Source organism: Actinoplanes sp. NPDC049118 (assembly GCF_040648555.1).
Taxonomy (GTDB): domain Bacteria; phylum Actinomycetota; class Actinomycetes; order Mycobacteriales; family Micromonosporaceae; genus Actinoplanes.
Genome location: NZ_JBEZDY010000008.1, coordinates 225,408 through 241,501, shown reverse-complemented (window position 1 = coordinate 241,501; position 16,094 = coordinate 225,408). Strand labels below are relative to the sequence as shown.

The 16,094-nt window shown below is 70.9% G+C and carries 13 protein-coding genes; 7 read left to right on the top strand and 6 right to left on the bottom strand.

Annotated features, from left to right (window positions below; translation table 11 throughout):
• The 5 genes from AB0B58_RS15085 to acs all read right to left on the bottom strand — a co-directional run bounded on the left by AB0B58_RS15085 (position 1) and on the right by acs (position 8,211).
• On the bottom strand, positions 1-468 hold the full coding sequence (locus AB0B58_RS15085) for a hypothetical protein (RefSeq protein WP_360223464.1): 468 nt from the start codon (positions 466-468) through the stop codon (positions 1-3).
• Positions 469-580: 112 nt separating this feature from the next.
• Positions 581-2,965 (bottom strand): immune inhibitor A domain-containing protein, encoded by a 2,385-nt coding sequence (locus tag AB0B58_RS15080; RefSeq protein ID WP_360223462.1) that lies wholly within the window; start codon positions 2,963-2,965, stop codon positions 581-583.
• Between the two features lie 172 nt (positions 2,966-3,137).
• Positions 3,138-3,500, bottom strand: coding sequence for a hypothetical protein (locus AB0B58_RS15075; RefSeq protein WP_360223459.1), 363 nt, complete (start codon positions 3,498-3,500; stop codon positions 3,138-3,140).
• Between the two features lie 91 nt (positions 3,501-3,591).
• Entirely contained in the window at positions 3,592-5,934 is a 2,343-nt protein-coding gene (locus tag AB0B58_RS15070) for an immune inhibitor A domain-containing protein (RefSeq protein WP_360223674.1), read from the bottom strand.
• Between the two features lie 291 nt (positions 5,935-6,225).
• A complete protein-coding gene (gene acs / locus AB0B58_RS15065) occupies positions 6,226-8,211 on the bottom strand; it encodes an acetate--CoA ligase (protein WP_360223456.1) in 1,986 nt (661 codons plus the stop codon).
• A gap of 276 nt (positions 8,212-8,487) precedes the next feature.
• Between acs and AB0B58_RS15060 the strand changes: the two genes are divergently transcribed.
• Both AB0B58_RS15060 and AB0B58_RS15055 read left to right on the top strand, forming a co-directional pair.
• Positions 8,488-9,231: an oxidoreductase gene (locus AB0B58_RS15060; protein ID WP_360223453.1), complete on the top strand. Its 744-nt coding sequence runs from the start codon at positions 8,488-8,490 to the stop codon at positions 9,229-9,231.
• A gap of 78 nt (positions 9,232-9,309) precedes the next feature.
• On the top strand, positions 9,310-9,789 hold the full coding sequence (locus tag AB0B58_RS15055; RefSeq protein ID WP_360223450.1) for a PH domain-containing protein: 480 nt from the start codon (positions 9,310-9,312) through the stop codon (positions 9,787-9,789).
• 333 nt (positions 9,790-10,122) lie between these two features.
• On the opposite strand, the gene AB0B58_RS15050 is transcribed toward AB0B58_RS15055, so the two are convergent.
• Positions 10,123-10,923, bottom strand: coding sequence for an HAD-IB family hydrolase (locus tag AB0B58_RS15050; RefSeq protein ID WP_360223446.1), 801 nt, complete (start codon positions 10,921-10,923; stop codon positions 10,123-10,125).
• A gap of 721 nt (positions 10,924-11,644) precedes the next feature.
• Here AB0B58_RS15050 and AB0B58_RS15045 point away from each other — a divergent pair.
• The 5 genes from AB0B58_RS15045 (at position 11,645) to AB0B58_RS15025 (ending at position 16,081) form a co-directional block, all read left to right on the top strand.
• On the top strand, positions 11,645-12,058 hold the full coding sequence (locus tag AB0B58_RS15045; protein ID WP_360223443.1) for a DUF4190 domain-containing protein: 414 nt from the start codon (positions 11,645-11,647) through the stop codon (positions 12,056-12,058).
• Between the two features lie 417 nt (positions 12,059-12,475).
• Positions 12,476-13,525: a septum site-determining protein Ssd gene (gene ssd, locus AB0B58_RS15040; RefSeq protein WP_360223672.1), complete on the top strand. Its 1,050-nt coding sequence runs from the start codon at positions 12,476-12,478 to the stop codon at positions 13,523-13,525.
• Positions 13,526-13,788: 263 nt separating this feature from the next.
• Positions 13,789-14,940: a TadA family conjugal transfer-associated ATPase gene (locus AB0B58_RS15035; RefSeq protein WP_360223440.1), complete on the top strand. Its 1,152-nt coding sequence runs from the start codon at positions 13,789-13,791 to the stop codon at positions 14,938-14,940.
• Positions 14,937-15,791 (top strand): hypothetical protein, encoded by an 855-nt coding sequence (locus AB0B58_RS15030; RefSeq protein ID WP_360223437.1) that lies wholly within the window; start codon positions 14,937-14,939, stop codon positions 15,789-15,791. Before AB0B58_RS15035 ends, AB0B58_RS15030 begins: the two co-directional genes overlap by 4 nt.
• On the top strand, positions 15,788-16,081 hold the full coding sequence (locus AB0B58_RS15025; RefSeq protein WP_360223434.1) for a hypothetical protein: 294 nt from the start codon (positions 15,788-15,790) through the stop codon (positions 16,079-16,081). The genes AB0B58_RS15030 and AB0B58_RS15025 overlap by 4 nt, the downstream gene beginning before the upstream one ends.
• Positions 16,082-16,094: the final 13 nt, after the last annotated feature.

Here is a 16,094-nt window from a genome sequence, read left to right as displayed (position 1 = left end):
CTAGGGGAAGTGCTGGATGGCGCCCAGGTTCACTCCGATGCCCTCGCCGCAGTAGATGCGCAGCTTCGCGGGGGTGAGCCGGGCCCGGATATGGTCACCGACGGCCAGTTTCACCCCGGTGTCCGAATACATCGCGTACGTGACGCCGTCGAAGGTGACCATGCCGTAGCAGGGACCGGAGCCGCCGCGGGTGACCGTGCCCTCGGTCCAGCCGGCGGTGCGGACGATGTCCGTCGGGGTCTTCGGGATCCCGGCGGGCCGGGACGGCGGTGCGCCGGTCGGCACCGTGCCGGGTAGCCCGCTCGGAACGGGCGCCGGGCTCGAGGTGGCCGGGGTCAGGCTGGATGACGGTGCCCGGCTGGGCGGGACCGGCACGGAGGTGCCCGGAGCCACGTTCGGGCCGGAGCACGCCGTGAGAAGGCCCAGGGCCAGGAGCGTTGCTGTGGCCGTACGGGAAAAAGCGATCATGACGCACCTCCGTGAGTGAGACCCGGTTCCGGGGCCGCGGGTTCCCGGGGGCGGTGGAAAGGGGCGACGCCCGGGGGCCGAGGCTCCCGGGCGTCGCTGTGGTGCGGGTCGGTCAGGAGAACTTGACCTTCAGGGAGGTGCCCTTCTGCTCCACGACCTTGATCTTGACGCCGACGGCCGGCAGCTTGACGCCGGCCCACGGGATCTCGTCGTAGAAGTACTTCTTGGTGTCGTCGAACGTCGACACCCCGGCCTGGCCGCGGATGTAGCTGGCCTTGCCGTCGAGGTGCAGCGTGAACGAGTCCGCCTTGGTGGTGCCGAACGGAGCGTCGTAGAGCTGGATCCGCGAGCGCCACGGGTCGCCGTCGAGGTTGTAGATCGGCGCCGGGTGGCTGTCGATGATCAGGTTACGACCCGAGCCCGGGTGCTGGTTGACGTTGTTGTCCTCGTACGCCGTGTCGCTGTACGAGATCAGCAGACCCTGTTGGTACGAGAAGTGCTCGACCCAGTCCGGCTTGGTGGTGATCCAGCCGAAGTTGTACGGGCCCGTCTTCAGGTACCTGTCGTACGAGGTGTAGGTGCGGTTGCCCGCGATGTAGAAGTTGTCGTACTCGGCGGTTCGCGAGGTGCCCTCGACGCTGAAGCCGGCGGCGGTCCAGGCCGGGGTGTCCTCGGCGCCGTCGGCGGCACCGGCGGTGCCGTTGACGGTGACGGTCAGGTCGTCGCCGAAGAAGCCGCCGGCGGAGGTGCCCGCGTCGGTGACGTAGTGCAGGCGGACCTGCACCGTCTTACCGGCGTACGCGGTCAGCGGGATGCTGATGTCCTTCCACGCGCCACCGCCGTCGCCGCCGAGAGCCGGGCGCGGCGGCGCCGCGCCGTCGACGCCGAGCGGGGCACCGTCGACCGTGCCGTCGAGCGCGGTCCAGTTGGTGCCGTCGGTGGAGGCCTCGAAGTATAGGTAGTCGTAGCCCGCTTCGATGTTGTAGCGGCCCTTGAGGTCCAGCGACGCCGAGGTGGCCCCGGTCAGGTCGACCGACTTGGTCAGCGTCGTGTTTAGGTTGTCCTTGTTGCCGGAGAAGTACTGGCTCTCGCCGGCGAACGGCGCGCCGAGCTCGGTGGTGACCTCCTTGTCGGGCAGGACCACGACCGCGGCCTGCGGCTTCTTGCTGTTGTATTCCTGCGGGCCGAGCTCGATTGTCTTCTTCTGACCCGCGACCAGGGTCTCGTGGTCGAGCCAGCCGAGGAACAGCTTGTTCCAGGCACCGATGTCGCCCGGGCGCGTGCCGAGGGGCTCGCCGGCGCCGGAGAGGCGGCTCTGTGCCATCAGGGTCCAGAACTCGCTGTTGTTGTTCTCGCCACCGGAGACGTCGTAGTCGTCCTTCAGGTCGAGGTCGTGCGCGTACTCGTGAGCGAAGACGCTCAGGCCGCCGTTCTCGGGCTGGATGGTGTAGTCGCCGATCCAGATGCCGGTGTTGCCGATCTGCGTGCCACCCGCCTTGTTGTCGGCGGGTCCGGCCGAGCCTCGCGAGTCCGCGAACGCGAACCACCGGTGCGCCCAGAGGGCGTCCTCGCCCTGCTGCGGGTCGCCGTCGGCCTGGTCACCGCCGGCGTGGACGATCTGGAAGTGGTCGATGTAGCCGTCGGACTCGTTGAAGTCGCCGTCGCCGTCGAAGTCGTAGCGGTCCCACACGTCGAAGCTCGCCATGTCGGCCTTGATCTGGGCGTCGGTGCGCCCGGCGGCCTTCTGGTCCGCGACCCACTTGTTTGCGGCGTCGGCGACGAGCGCCCACGCGTTGTGGTCGGTGCAGGGGCCGTCGATGGGGCAGTCGCGGCCGTAACGGGCCTCGTTGTAGTTGACCTTGACCCAGTCGGTGACCTTGCCGTCGACGCTGTAGCGCCCGGACGACTGGGTCTCGTAGTAGGTCTTGAGCGACTCGACGCCCTTGCCCTTACCGAAGTACATCTTCTGGAAGTGGGCCCGGTCGTAGTCGGCCTGCCACACCGTGCTGTTGTCCTTGGCGCGGTTCGGCGCCGGGATCTTGTTGTGCAGCGGTCCTTCGAAGGTCGTCGGGCCGTCCGTGAACGGGTCGCTGTCGACGTCCGGGTAGCTCGGGTGCCGGTCGTTGCCGAACTCGGCGAGGATCACGAAGATCCGGTCGGTCTTCTCGCGGCCGAGCTCGACGTACTGGTCCTGACCGCCACGGGCGACCCGGCGGTGGGTCTCGCCACCACCGCGGGTCTTGCCGACCTTCGCAACGGTGCTTCCGCCGCGCTTCTGGGTCTTGACGCTGCCCTTGAGGATGCCGTTCACGGCCTCCTCGCGCAGCTCGCGGCGCTTGTCCCCGAGCGGGTTCGGGAGGTCGTCGACCGGGGCTCTCTTGCTGGCCTTCGCCGGAGCCGGATCCACCGGGGGCGCCGCCGTCGCCGCTGCCGGGAGCATGATCCCGACGCTGGTGACCATCGCGGCGCCGAGTAGTCCAACGACTACTTTGCGCACTACGTACCTCCGTTGACGTGACCGATCGCTGGGTGCAGCGGGCGGCGGTAAACGGCCCCGTGAGTTCGGGGCTTACGTGAAGGTATGCAAATACAGCGATGTTTGGAAGCGCCTGTCGCAATTGAAAGTAGATCTTTACGCGATGTGACTCTGCGTCGATCGGGCAAAGAGGTCAGTCGAGCACGTCCAGGGCGGTCACCTCGAAGAGCTCGCCCGTTCCACAGTCGATCCGCAGCAGCGACGGCTCGGCCCGCACCTGGATCCGGGTGCCCTTGACCAATTCGCGGCCCCGATTCTCGTACAGGGCGAATTGCTTGCCGTCGTCCGTGACGAGGCCGTAGCACGGGCCGGAACCGCCGCGGTTGACGGTTCCGACGATCAGGTCGTTCTGCTGGAACGCGTCGGTCGGCTCGCTCGGCGGCGCGGTCGGCCGCGGTTGCGTCGGCAGCGGTTCCTGACCGGTTCCGCCCGGTTGGGAGCAGCCGCCGAGAAGCGTTGTCACCAGCACGATGATCAGGGCGCGGTTCATAGCCATTTTCATCGGACCTCCATAGGGGACGGGTGGTTCCCGTATGCGGCGGCGCCCGGGAAGGGACTCCCCGGGCGCCGCTTCGTGGAACGGTGGATCAGCTGATCTTGACCTTGAGGGAGGTACCGTTCACGTCGACAACCTTGATCTTCACGCCGACGGCCGGGAGCTTGACGCCGTGGTTCGGCAGCTCGGCGTAGAAGTACTTCTTGGTGTCGTCGAACAGCGGCTGCGCGGCCTGCCCCCGGATGTAGCTGGCCTTGCTGTTGATGTGCAGCGTGAACGAGTCGGCCTTCTTCAGGCTGAACGGCGCGTCGTAGACCTGGATGCGGGCGCGCCACGGCAGGCCCTCGAGGTTGTAGAACGGCGCCGGCCGGCTGTCGATGATCAGGTTACGACCCGAGCCCGGGTGGACGTTTGTGTTGTTGTCGACCTGCGAGGTGTCCCAGTAGGAGATCAGCAGACCCTCCTGGTACGCGTAGTGGTCGACGTAGTCGGGCTTCGCCGGCTGGTAACCGAAGAAGTACGGGCCCGTCTTCAGGTACTTGTCGTAGGAGACGTAGCTGCGGTGGCCCGCGATGTAGAAGTTGTCGAACTTCTTGGTCGAGGTGGCACCGACGATCGTGAACCCGCTCAGCGTCCAGGTGGTGGGACCCTCGGCGCCGTCGGCCAGCACGGTCGCGCCGTCCGCGGTGATGGTGACGTCGTCGCCGAAGAAGCCGCCCTCGGAGAGGCCGCCGTCCGTCAGGTAGTGCAGGCGGAAGGTGATCTTCTTGCCCGCGTACGCGTTCAGCGGGACCGCGATGTCGGCCCAGGCACCGGCGGTGCTGCCGGTCAGCGCGGGCGTTCCGCTGGCGTCCGTCGGGAACGCGGCGCCGTTGAGCGTGCCGTTCAGCCGGGTCCAGGTCGCGCCGTTGTCCTCCGAGGCCTCGAAGTACAGGTAGTCGTAGCCGGCCTCGATGTCGTACCGGCCCTTGAGCGTGACCGCCGCGGTGGTCTTGCCGGTCAGGTCGATGCTCTTGCTCATCGAGTTGTTCAGATCGTCGGCGTTACCGGAGAAGAACTGGCCCGCACCCGCGTAGGGCGCGCCGAGTTCGGTGGTGACCTCCTTGTCGGGCAGGACCACGACAACACCCTGTGCCTTCGCGGTGTTGTACTCCTGTGGGCCGAGGTTCAGCGTCTTGGCCTGACCGGCCACGACGGTCTCGTAGTCGAACCAGCCGAGCTGCAGCTTGTTCCAGGCGCCGAGGTCGCCCGGACGGGTGCCGATGCCCTGGTCGTTCTTGGCGCTGAGCCGGCTCTGTGCCATCAGCGTCCAGTGCTCGTTGTTGTTGTCGCCGCCACCGGAGGTGTCGTAGTCGTCCGGCAGGCCGAGGTCGTGCGTGTACTCGTGCACGAAGACGCTCAGGCCGCCGTTCTCCGGCTGGATGGTGTAGTCGCCGATCCAGATGCCGGTGCTCCCGATCTGGGTGCCGCCGAGCAGGTTGCCGGTCGGGCCGGTGCGGCCCTGGTCGGTGCCGTAGGCGTACCAGCGGTGGCTCCAGATGGCGTCCTCGCCCTGCTGCGGGTCACCGTCGGCCGCGTCGCCGCCGGCGTGGACGATCTGGAAGTGGTCGATGTAGCCGTCGGACTCGTTGAAGTCGCCGTCGCCGTCGAAGTCGTAGCGGTCGTACTGGTCGAACGACTTCATGTCGGCGGCGATGTCGGCGTCGCTGCGGCCCGCGGCCCGCTGGTCGGCGACCCACTTGTTGGCGGCGTCGCGCACCAGCGCCCACGTGTTGCTGCAGACGTTGCTGCCGCAGAGGTCGCGGCCGTAGCGGGCCTCGTTGTAGTTGACCTTGACCCAGTCGGTGACCTCGCCGTCGACGCTGTAGCGCCCGGACGACTGGCTCTCGAAGTAGGTCTTGACCGACTCGACGCCGGCGCCCTCGCCGAAGTACTGCTGGCGGTAGAAGGCGGGCGTGTAGTCCGGCTGCCAGACCGTCGAGTTGTCCACGGCGCGGTTCGGCTGCGGGATCTTGTTGTGCAGCGGACCCTCGAAGGTGGTCGGTCCGGCGACCGCCGGGTTGCTGTCCACATCGGGGTAGCTCGGGTGCCGGTCGTTGCCGAACTCGGCCAGGATCACGAAGATCCGGTCGGTCCGCTCGCGGCCGATCTCGACGTACTGGTCCTCGCCCGACTTGGGTACGGACTGGTTGGTCGCGCCCGAGCCCTGGGTGCGCCCGACCTTGACGACAGTGCTGCCGTTCTTCGTCACCGCTTTCGCCTTGCCGCTGACGACGTCCGCGACCGCGGCCTCGCGCAGGGAGCGGCGCTTGTCCTCGAGCGGGTTGGGCAGATCGTCGACCGGCGCCGAATTGGTCTTGGCGACCGGGGCGGGATCGACCGGTGGGGCTGCGCTGGCACCGGCGGGGGCCAAGACCCCGACGCTGGTGACCATCGCGGCGCCCAGCAGTCCTGCGACCACCTTGCGCACTACGTGTACCTCCGTTGACGTGACCGCACGCTGGGTGCAGCGGACGGCGGCAATCGGCCCCGGGTTCGGGACTCACGTGAACGTATGCAAATACACCGATGGCACGGAAGGGGTTGAAGACATTGATGGACGACAGTGGCCTGCTGTGGTTTTTCCATCACGCAAGCACCGGCATATGCCAGAAAGTGGACCGTCCACATGAAACAGCGGCAGACCCTACGATCCCAGGTCTGCCGCCGTTAATAGATAGTTGTCTCAGTCTTCGGACTTGCTCTCCTGCATGCCAGAGGAGATCAGATCCATCACGGCGGAGTCCTGCAGCGTCGTGACGTCGCCCAGCGACCGGTGCTCGGCCACGTCCTTGAGCAGGCGCCGCATGATCTTTCCGGACCGGGTCTTCGGCAACTCGGCCACAAGCATGATCTGACGCGGCTTCGCGATCGGGCCCAGCTTCTTGGCCACGTGGTTGCGCAGATCCTGGATCAGTTTCTCGCCGAGATCGCCGGAGGTGTCGACATTGCCGCGCGGAATTGTGAACGCCACGATCGCCTGACCCGTCGTCGGGTCGGTCGCGCCCACCACGGCCGCCTCGGCCACCGACGGGTGCGAGACCAGCGCCGACTCCACCTCGGTGGTGGAGATGTTGTGGCCCGAGATCAGCATGACGTCGTCGACCCGGCCCAGCAGCCAGAGCGCGCCGTCGTCGTCCTTCTTGGCGCCGTCCCCGGCGAAGTAGATCCACTCGTCGCCCACGCCGGCGCCCTTGCCGAAGCGCGACCAGTACGTGTCGATGAAGCGCTTGTCGTCACCCCAGATCGTGCGCAGCATCGACGGCCACGGCTCGCGCAGCACCAGGAACCCGCCGCCGCCGTTCGGCACCGACTCCGCCTCGTCGTTCACCACGTCCGCGGAGATCCCCGGCAGCGGGGTCATCGCCGAGCCGGGCTTGGACGCCGTCACCCCGGGCAGCGGCGAGATCATCATGGCGCCGGTCTCGGTCTGCCACCAGGTGTCCACGATGGGGCAGCTGTCGTGGCCGACGTGCTCGCGGTACCACATCCAGGCCTCGGGATTGATCGGCTCGCCGACGCTGCCGAGCAGGCGCAGCGACGACAGGTCGTGCTTTGCCGGGATGTCGTCGCCCCACTTCATCATCGTCCGGATGAGGGTTGGCGCGGTGTAGAGGATGCTGACCTTGTACTTGTCGACGATCTCCCAGAACCGCCCCTTGTGGGGCGTGTCCGGCGTGCCCTCGTACATGACCTGGCTGGCGCCGTTGGAGAGCGGGCCGTAGACGATGTAGGAGTGCCCGGTGACCCAGCCGATGTCGGCGGTGCACCAGTAGACGTCGCTCTCCGGCTTGATGTCGAAGACCGCGTTGAACGTGTACGACACCTGGGTCAGGTAGCCGCCGGTGGTGTGCAGGATGCCCTTCGGCTTACCGGTAGTGCCCGAGGTGTAGAGGATGAAGAGCGGGTGTTCGGCGTCGAAGGCCTGCGCCTCGTGCCGGTCGTCCGCACGCTCGACGGTCTCGTGCCACCACCGGTCCTTGTCACCCCAGGCCACGTCCTCCCCGGTACGGCGGACGACCAGCACATGCTCGATGCTCGGGCACTGCGCGACGGCCTCGTCGACGGTCGGCTTGAGGGCGGACGGCTTGCCCCGCCGGTAGCCGCCGTCGGCCGTGATGACCAGCTTGGCGTCGGCGTCCTGGATGCGGGTGGCGAGCGCGTCGACGGAGAAGCCGCCGAAGACCACGCTGTGCAGCGCGCCGATCCGGGCGCAGGCCAGCATCGCGACCGCGGCCTCCGGGATCATCGGCAGGTAGATCGCGACCCGGTCGCCGGCGGTCACGCCGAGCTCGGTGAGCGTGTTCGCCGCCTGGCTCACGCTCTTCAGCAGGTCCGCGTACGTGATCGTGCGGCTGTCGCCGGGCTCGCCCTCCCAGTGGATCGCGACCTTGTCGCCGTTGCCGGCCTCGACGTGCCGGTCCACGCAGTTGTAGGCGATGTTGAGCTCGCCGCCGACGAACCACTTGGCGAACGGGGCGTTGGACCAGTCCAGCACCTGGTCCCACTGCCGGGCCCAGCTGAGCCTGCCGGCCTGCTTCTCCCAGAACCGCAGCCGATCCCCGTCGGCCTCGTCGTACGCGTCAGCCTTGACGTTGGCGCTCGCGGCAAGCTCGGCCGGCGGCGGGAACGTGCGCGTCTCGGAGTACAGGTTCTCCAATGTCTCGCTCATGCCGGCGCTCCGCTTCGCTCCACGCCGTATCTGATTGTTCGCTCGCTCATGAGGGCGGCTCCTCTGCCGTGAACCGGTCGCTTCGCTTCGTGTGAACATTAGTTCCGCCGGGTGTGCCCGGCGAGGGGTGCAGGCTGTAGTGCCGTCTGGCCGCGCCGAATGGCGTTCGGCGCGCGCCGATCGGGCAAAACGTGATCGGTACTGCGCGAATCCTGCCACTTCTGAGCCGCTTCGCGCATCCCGTGTTTCGGGTCTTTTTCCGGCTACCGTTGCCCGGTGACTCCGGATCCGCTCGCCCCACTGCTCGCGCTCGCCGACGTCGAGCCCGCCTTCACCGCCGCCCGGGAGCGCGTCGACGCCGCGCTGCGGCATCGCTCGCTGCGCCGCAAGGGCGGCCAGGTCGCCGCCGAGGTCAGCCTGCGCGCCTCCGTCGCCAGCGCGGCCCTCGAGGACCACCGCTACGACCTGGAGGAGGTACGCGCCGGAACGGTCACCGATCCCGTGCTGCAGGGCGCCCTCCGGGTCGCCGAAGGCCTCGGCGGGCTGGTCGACCTGTGGCCCCGCGCGCCGCGCCAGGTCCTCGCCCGGTTGCACATGCTCGCGGCCAACGGCGTGGTGCCGGGCCCGGAACTCGGGCGGCTGCAGAGCGGTGCCGACCGCATCGATGCGCTGGCCACGCTCGTGGCCGGAAACGATCGGACCCCGCCGATGCTGCTCGCCGCGATCGTGCACGCCGAGCTGATCACTCTGCGGCCGTTCGCCGGCCCCTCCGGGATCGTCGCGCGGGCGGCCGCGCGGCTGACGCTCATCGGGCGTGGCTTCGACCCCCGCGGCCTCGTCGGCGTCGAGGCGGGCCACCTGGCCCGCGAGCCCGAGTACGTGGGCTCGGCGGGTGCCTACGCCACGGGTACCCCGGACGGCGTGCGGTCCTGGCTGCGGCACTACGCGGCGGCGATCTCGGCGGGCGCGGACGAGATCGCGGAGATCGGCGACGCGGTGCTCGCACCCGCGGGCGGGTAGTCGCGCCCGGTTGGTCCCCATCTGAATCGACGCCCGAAACGTCCTACCCGGCCCACGATCCGTAGGCATACTCGCGTGGTGGGAGACGAGTGGATCCGTCCGTACACCCCGGGCACCGGCCGCTGGCTCGTGATCGGCTGGGAGGCCGTCGCGCTCGGCCTGTTCGGCTGGTCGACCGTGGAGCAGTTCGGGCTGGCCGGGCCCGTCGTCCGCATCGTCGCCACCGTCATCGCGGCCTGCTGGGTGGTTGGCGGCTGGCGGATCTGCGAGATGGGGGTCTACGTCGGGCCGGGCGGGGTCCGGATCCGGGGGCTGCTGAGGTCAAGGACGCTGTGCTGGGCCGACGTCGCGCACGTCCGGTTGCACCGGCACACCCACCGCATCGGCCGGTGGGAGATCGAGGGCGGGATGACGGTCCTGATCGAGCGCAACGACGGGACGACGGTCAACACGGAGTTGTGGGCACAGGGTGTCGACTTCCACTCCCGGCCGCACGTGTTTCGCGAGGTCTACCAGGAGCTTCGCAATCGGCACCGGGCCGCGATCGCCCCGGCCTGAGCGACCGGTGTGGTCCGGGCCGTTCGGTCCGGACGTGAGGACGGCGCCTCCGAGGAGGCGCCGCCGCTTCGCACGGCCGGACCGGGTTATCAAGCGTGCACCTGGGTCGTTGTCGACAGTCCTGATGAGGTGCCGCCGCAACGTGCCTGCCGTGGCTGATCGCGCGTGGGTTCCCGGTGGCCGTACACGGATCCTGCACTGAGGTCCGCGTGTTCTTTCTACCCCGGACAGCGCTTGATCGCCAGGGTTCCGGCGGGAAAAAGTTACTTACCGTCATCCGTCAGACGCTTTGTGCAAAGGGTTTCACGGTCAGCTTCGCGCCGCCGCGCGACCTCAGGCCAGGGCGGCGCGAGTGCGGCGGTGCCGGCCGTAGATGGCCAGGCCGATCGCCACGCCGACCCCGACGCCGATCGCGGCCGCGGCGACCGGTACCGCGGGGCGTTCCCGCAGCCTGCGGCCCAGCGGGATGGGGTGGCGGAACTCCAGCACGGGCCACGAGCGTTCCACCGCGACCCTGCGCAGGGTCCGGTCCGGGTTGACCACGCTCGGATGACCGACCGCCTCCAGCAGCGGGAGGTCACTGCTCGAGTCCGAATAGGCGTAACACTCCGCTAGGTCATAACCGCGCTCGGCGGCCAGCTCGCGGACGCCCGCGACCTTGCTCGGGCCGGCCGCGTAGAACTCGACCTCGCCGCTGTAGCGCCCGTCGACGATGCCCATCCGGGTCGCGATCACGTCGTCGACGCCCAGCTGGGCGCCGATCGGACGCACCATCTCGTCGCCCGAGGCCGAGACCAGCACGACGTCGCGGCCCGCCGCCTGGTGCTCGCCGATGAGGACGGCGGCTTCGGCGTACACGTATGGGTTGATCAGCTCCTCGAGGGTCTCGGCCACGATCTGCTGCACCTGGTCGACCTTCCAGCCCTTGCAGAGCGCGGCGAGGTAGTCGCGGGTGCGCGCCATGGTCTGCTCGTCGGTGCCGCCGAGCCGGAACATCAGCTGGGCATAGGCGGATTTCACGACGTCGCGGCGGCTGATCAGCCCATCGCGGTAGAAAGGCCGTCCGAAGGCCAGCGCGCTGGACTTGGCTATGACGGTCTTGTCGAGGTCGAAGAACGCGGCACTCGGGCCCACGGGCCGAAAGTGTAGCCGCAAGGTGCATCGCAGCGGTCCGAGAGGCGCGCTGAGTGGTCACGGAAGTGCGACTCGGGATAGACGGTCACACTGGGTACTCGACGGTAGCCCGGTACTGAGGCATGCTTATGTTGCGACAGGGATTCATGTTGTCGGCTTGCTGTTGCGACGTTCCCGCAAGGATTCTCGGTGGTTGCGCCCCCCGCGATCACCGAGGCCGATTCGGCTCGACCCCCCCGGAGCCGAATCTCAGGGCGGCCCCCGACTCCCCCGTCGGGGGTCGTTCCCCATTCCGGGTCTGGCGCTCCGATCACGGTTCCTGTGCAGGTCGCGGGCTTGCCACGCCGCCACCGTCACCCTCGCCCGGGCAGTACAGCGGCCGACACGGCGTCGATCTCTTCGCCGGCGCGGTCGAGCGTCTCGGGTGATCGCGGATACAACCGTCTGTGACCGGCTGACTCCCGTACGGGCGGCGATGATCGTGGAACCGCTGGGTCGCCTGCGGACCGGATCGCGCGAGCGTCTTTGCGGTCGAAATTCTCCCCAGCCCCATCGGCGCGCCGTTGATGGGTGGGATGGTGGGCCAGAGGGGCCGTGGAGCGTGCCCACGGTGTGCGTTCACAGGCTCAGGTGCCGGGTTGCCGTGCCGATCGTGCGGGGTGCCGGCCGCCTCTGTTCCGGCCACGGGTCGCGTCGGCGACCCGATACGGAAGGGCCGCAGATGACCCATCACTACCCGCCCGCCCCGTCCGGCCTCCACCCGGACGGGCAATACGCGCCGAACCCGTACGCGGCGGTTCCGCAGCAGGGTGCGGCGTACGCGCCGAACCCGTACGCGGCGGTTCCGCAGCAGGGTTCGGCCTACGCGCCGCCACCGGCGGCCTTCGGGCAGTCTCCGGCCGGCGTCGCGCATTGGGTGCTGCCGACGGGTCGGTCCTGGCAGGCGGTCGTCGCGGGCTATGTGGCGTTGTTCGCCGTCGTGCTCTGGTTCCTCGGCCCCGTGGCGCTCGGCCTCGGTGTCTGGGCGCTCGTCAAGGCCTCGCGCGACCGCAGCCACGGCCGAGGCCGGGCCATCTTCGCGGTGGTCGTCGGGGTCCTCGCCACCGGAATGATGTTGGTGCTGGCCGCAACGTAGGGCCGACCCCTGAACGCATCGTCGGACCGCCCTGCATCGCCGCGCTCTGTCCACCGAGGACAACCGTGTTGCGGCGTGCGGCGAGATCGATTGGGGCGGCACCACCTGCTGGATCAACTCCGGCCGGACCTGGAGATCCTGGGTGCCGGGCCACCTCTGAGACAGAGGTGACCCGGCACCCAGGATCCGTTTTGTGTCCGGGGCAATACAGTGCCCGTTCGGCCGCGCGCCGATAGCAGATCAGCCGATCTGGTGGGAGTTATCCACAGGTAGGGGAGTTATCCACAGGCGCGTGCCCGCCGGTTGAGCGGGCCCGAGGCGGAGCGGAACGGTGGGTGTCCAACCGCCCGCCGCACCCGTGGAGCCGCGATGTCAGCCCGCACTTCCGTCCGAACCGGACCGCGCCTGCCGCTCGTCGTGACCGCCGACCCCGACCTCCTCGACGACCTGCTGCGCCTGGCCGCGGCGGGCGGCACGGAGGTCGACGTCGCCCCGGATCCGGTGGCGGCCCGCGCCCGCTTCGCGGCCGCCCCACTGGTGATGATCGGCGTGGACCAGGCGGCGGCCTGCCTGCGCGCCCGCCTCCCGCGCCGACCGCGAATGGTCATAGTCGGCCACACCCCGGCGGTGCCAGCCGCATGGGAGGTTGCCGAGAGCCTCGGTGCCGAACACGTCGCAGAGCTGCCGTCGGCCGAGCCCTGGCTCGTCGACCGCTTCGCCGAGCGCCCGGACGCGGCCCCACCGGGCCGGATCCTCGCCGTGATCGGCGGCCGCGGCGGCGCGGGCGCGAGCATTCTGGCGGGCGCCCTCGCGGTGACGGCGGTGCGGACCGGCCACCGCACGCTGCTGGTCGACGCCGACCCGGTCGGCGGCGGCCTCGACCTGGTGCTGGGCTGGGAGGGTGTCGACGGGCTGCGCTGGCCGGCGCTCGCGGGCGCGGGCGGCCGGGTCGACCCGCCGGCGCTGCTCACGGCGCTGCCGCACCGTGGTGACCTGGTGCTGCTGTCGTTCGCCCGCGACGAGGTGCTCGCGGTTCCCGGCGAGGCGATGGCCGCGACCCTGGACGCCGCGCGGCGCGGCCGCGACGTGATCATCGCGGACCTGCCGCGTCAGCTGGACGACGCCGCGGCGCTGGCGTTGGAGGCGGCCGACCGCGCGATCCTGATCGTGCCCGCCGAGCTGCGGGCGACCGCCGCGGCCTCCCGGGTCGCCGCGGTCGCCGGCCTGCACTGCCCGAATCTCGCCGTAGTGGTGCGCGGGCCCGCACCGGGCAGGCTCAAGGCGCGCGAGGTGGCCCGGTCCATCGGGCTGCCGCTGGCCGGATCCCTGCGGCCGGAGGCCGCGGTGTGCCGGGCGCTGGAGAAGGGCGACGCGCCGGCCGCGGACGGGCGCGGGCCGCTCGCGGAGCTGTGCAAACGACTGCTCAGGCAGCTGACGACGGACGAGCGGACCGGGGTCGCGGCATGACCGCGCCGCCGTTCATCCCGGGCACCGCTGCCGGGCCGTTTATCCCGGGCACCGCTGCCGGGCCGTTCATCCCGGGCATCACTGCCGGGCCGACTGCAGGGTCCTTCTCTGCCGGTGTGCCGGGCTCGCGCGGATCGGGGCCGGGTGGTCGGGCCGGGTCCGCCGTCGGGTCCGCCTCTGCCGGTCGGCATGCCCTGCGCGGATCGGGATCGGGCGGGCCGGCGCATCGGGGCGGGCCCGAGTCGGCCGGTGTCGCCGAGCGGGTGCGGCGGCAGTTCGCCAACGACGGGGTCGACGCCACGCCGGCCGCCGTGGTCACCGCGGTGCGTGGCGAGCCCGGCGCGGCGGTGCTCGGCGACACGGCCGTGCTGCGCCTGGCCGACCGGGTGCATGACCAGCTCATCGGGGCCGGTCCGCTGGCGCCGCTGCTCAAGGATCCGGCGGTCACCGACATCCTCGTCAACGGGACCCAGGTCTGGGTGGACCGCGGGGCCGGCCTGCGGCGCGCCGCCGTCGCCCTCGGCGGCCCCGACGACGTGCGGCGGCTGGCCCAGCGCCTCGCGGCCGCGTGCGGTCGGCGGCTGGACGACGGCCAGCCATACGCCGACGCGCGACTCCCCGACGGGACCAGGCTGCACGCGGTGCTGCCGCCGGTGGCGACCGGCGGGCCCTATCTGTCACTGCGGACGTTCCGGCAGCGGCCGTTCAGCCTCGGCGATCTCGTCGAGCACGGCACCGTGCCGCCGGCGCTGGCCCCGCTGCTCGCCGCCGTGGTCGGTGCGCGGCTCGCGTACCTGGTCACGGGCGGGACCGGCTCGGGCAAGACGACGCTGCTCGGCACGTTGCTCGCTCTGGTGCCGCACACGGAGCGGATCGTGCTGGTCGAGGACGCGGCCGAGCTGCGGCCCCTGCACCCGCATGTGGTCGCGCTGCAGGCGCGGACCGCGAACGTCGAGGGTGCGGGCGCGGTCGGCCTGACCGACCTGGTGCGGCAGGCGCTGCGGATGCGCCCCGACCGGCTCGTCGTCGGCGAGTGCCGGGGCGCCGAGATCGTCGACCTGCTCGGTGCCCTCAACACGGGGCACGACGGCGGCGCCGGGACCCTGCACGCGAACGCGCCGGCCGACGTCCCGGCCCGGCTGGAGGCGCTGGGCATGCTCGGTGGGCTGCCGCGGGCCGCGCTGCATGCGCAGGTGCTGGCCGCCCTGCAGGTCGTGCTTCAGGTGCGGCGCACGGATCAGGGCCGGATCCTCGAATCGGTCGGGGTGCTGCTGCCCGAGGGGGAGCAGCGGCTGGTCACCGTCGTGCCGGCCTGGCGGCGGGGCCGCGGTGCCGGGCCGGGCGCGGAATCGCTGGCCCGGCAGCTGGCCGAGCGCGGTGTGGCGGTGCCGCCGGTCCTTCAGGCGCGGCCGTGAGCTGGGCCGCCTGGGTGCTGGCGGCCGGGCTGCTCGCCGCGGCCGCCGCGGTGGCGGTCTGGCCCGCGCGCACGGTCGCCCGCCGGCTCAGGGCGCAGCGGCCCGCGCGGCGGTTGGGCGTGCCCAGCGTGGATCTCGGTCTGATCCGAGGGCGGGCCCGGGAGCTCGTGGATCGCCGGCCGCGGCGGGTCATGGGGGCCGCCGCCCTGTCCGGGGCGACGGCGGGATTGATCGTCGCGGGACCGGTGGCGAGCTTCGTCCTCGCGGCCTGCGGCGTGCTCGGCATGCGAGCGGCGGTGCGGCGGTCGGCGCGGCGGCGGGCGGCGGCGGCCCGGTCCCGCAGCCTCGACGAGCTCACCGCGCTGGCGGCCGACCTGCGCGCGGGCCTGGCGATGGGCGGCTCGTCCATCGCCTCGGGTTCACCCGGTTCGGCCGACCTGCGCGCGGGCCTGGCGATGGGCGGCTCATCCCTCGCCTCGGGTCCACCCGGTTCGCCGGGGGCCTCGGCGCGGGATCAGCGGCTCGCAGATCTCGCGGCGGCCGTGTGGCGGCTGGCCGAGCGCACGGGCGCACCCGCCGCGGATCTGGTCGAGCGGATCGAGGCTGACGCACGGGCGGACGACCGTTCCCGGGCGATGGCGGCCGCGCAGGCCGCCGGCGCTCAGGCCACGGCCTTGCTGCTGGCGGCGCTGCCGGTCGGCGGGATCGGGCTCGGCTACAGCGTCGGTGTCGATCCGCTGCAGGTGCTGCTGCATACGCCGCTCGGCGCGGCGTGCGCGGTCGGGGCGGTCCTATTGCAGTCAACCGGGCTGCTCTGGGCGGACCGGCTCGCGAACGGGCCGGGCCGATGACCGAACCGACGTGTGGCGCTGCCGCGCTGCTCCGTCCCGGCGGACCGGTGCGGGTGCCGTTCCGGCCGTGCTGTGCGGCCGCGCTGCTGCTCGCCGCGAAGACTCCCGGACCTGGGACGCCGGCGGGTGACCAGGCCGTGGCGTGCCCGCGCCGGGTGGCGTCGCTGCTCGAATTGGCTCCGCTGCCGGCTCCGCTGCCGGCTCCGCTGCCGGCTCCGCTGCCGGCTCCGCTGCCGGCTCCGCTGCCGGCTCCGCTGCCGGCTCCGCTCGCGGGTGAGGTCCTGCCGTGAGCGGGGCCGCCCG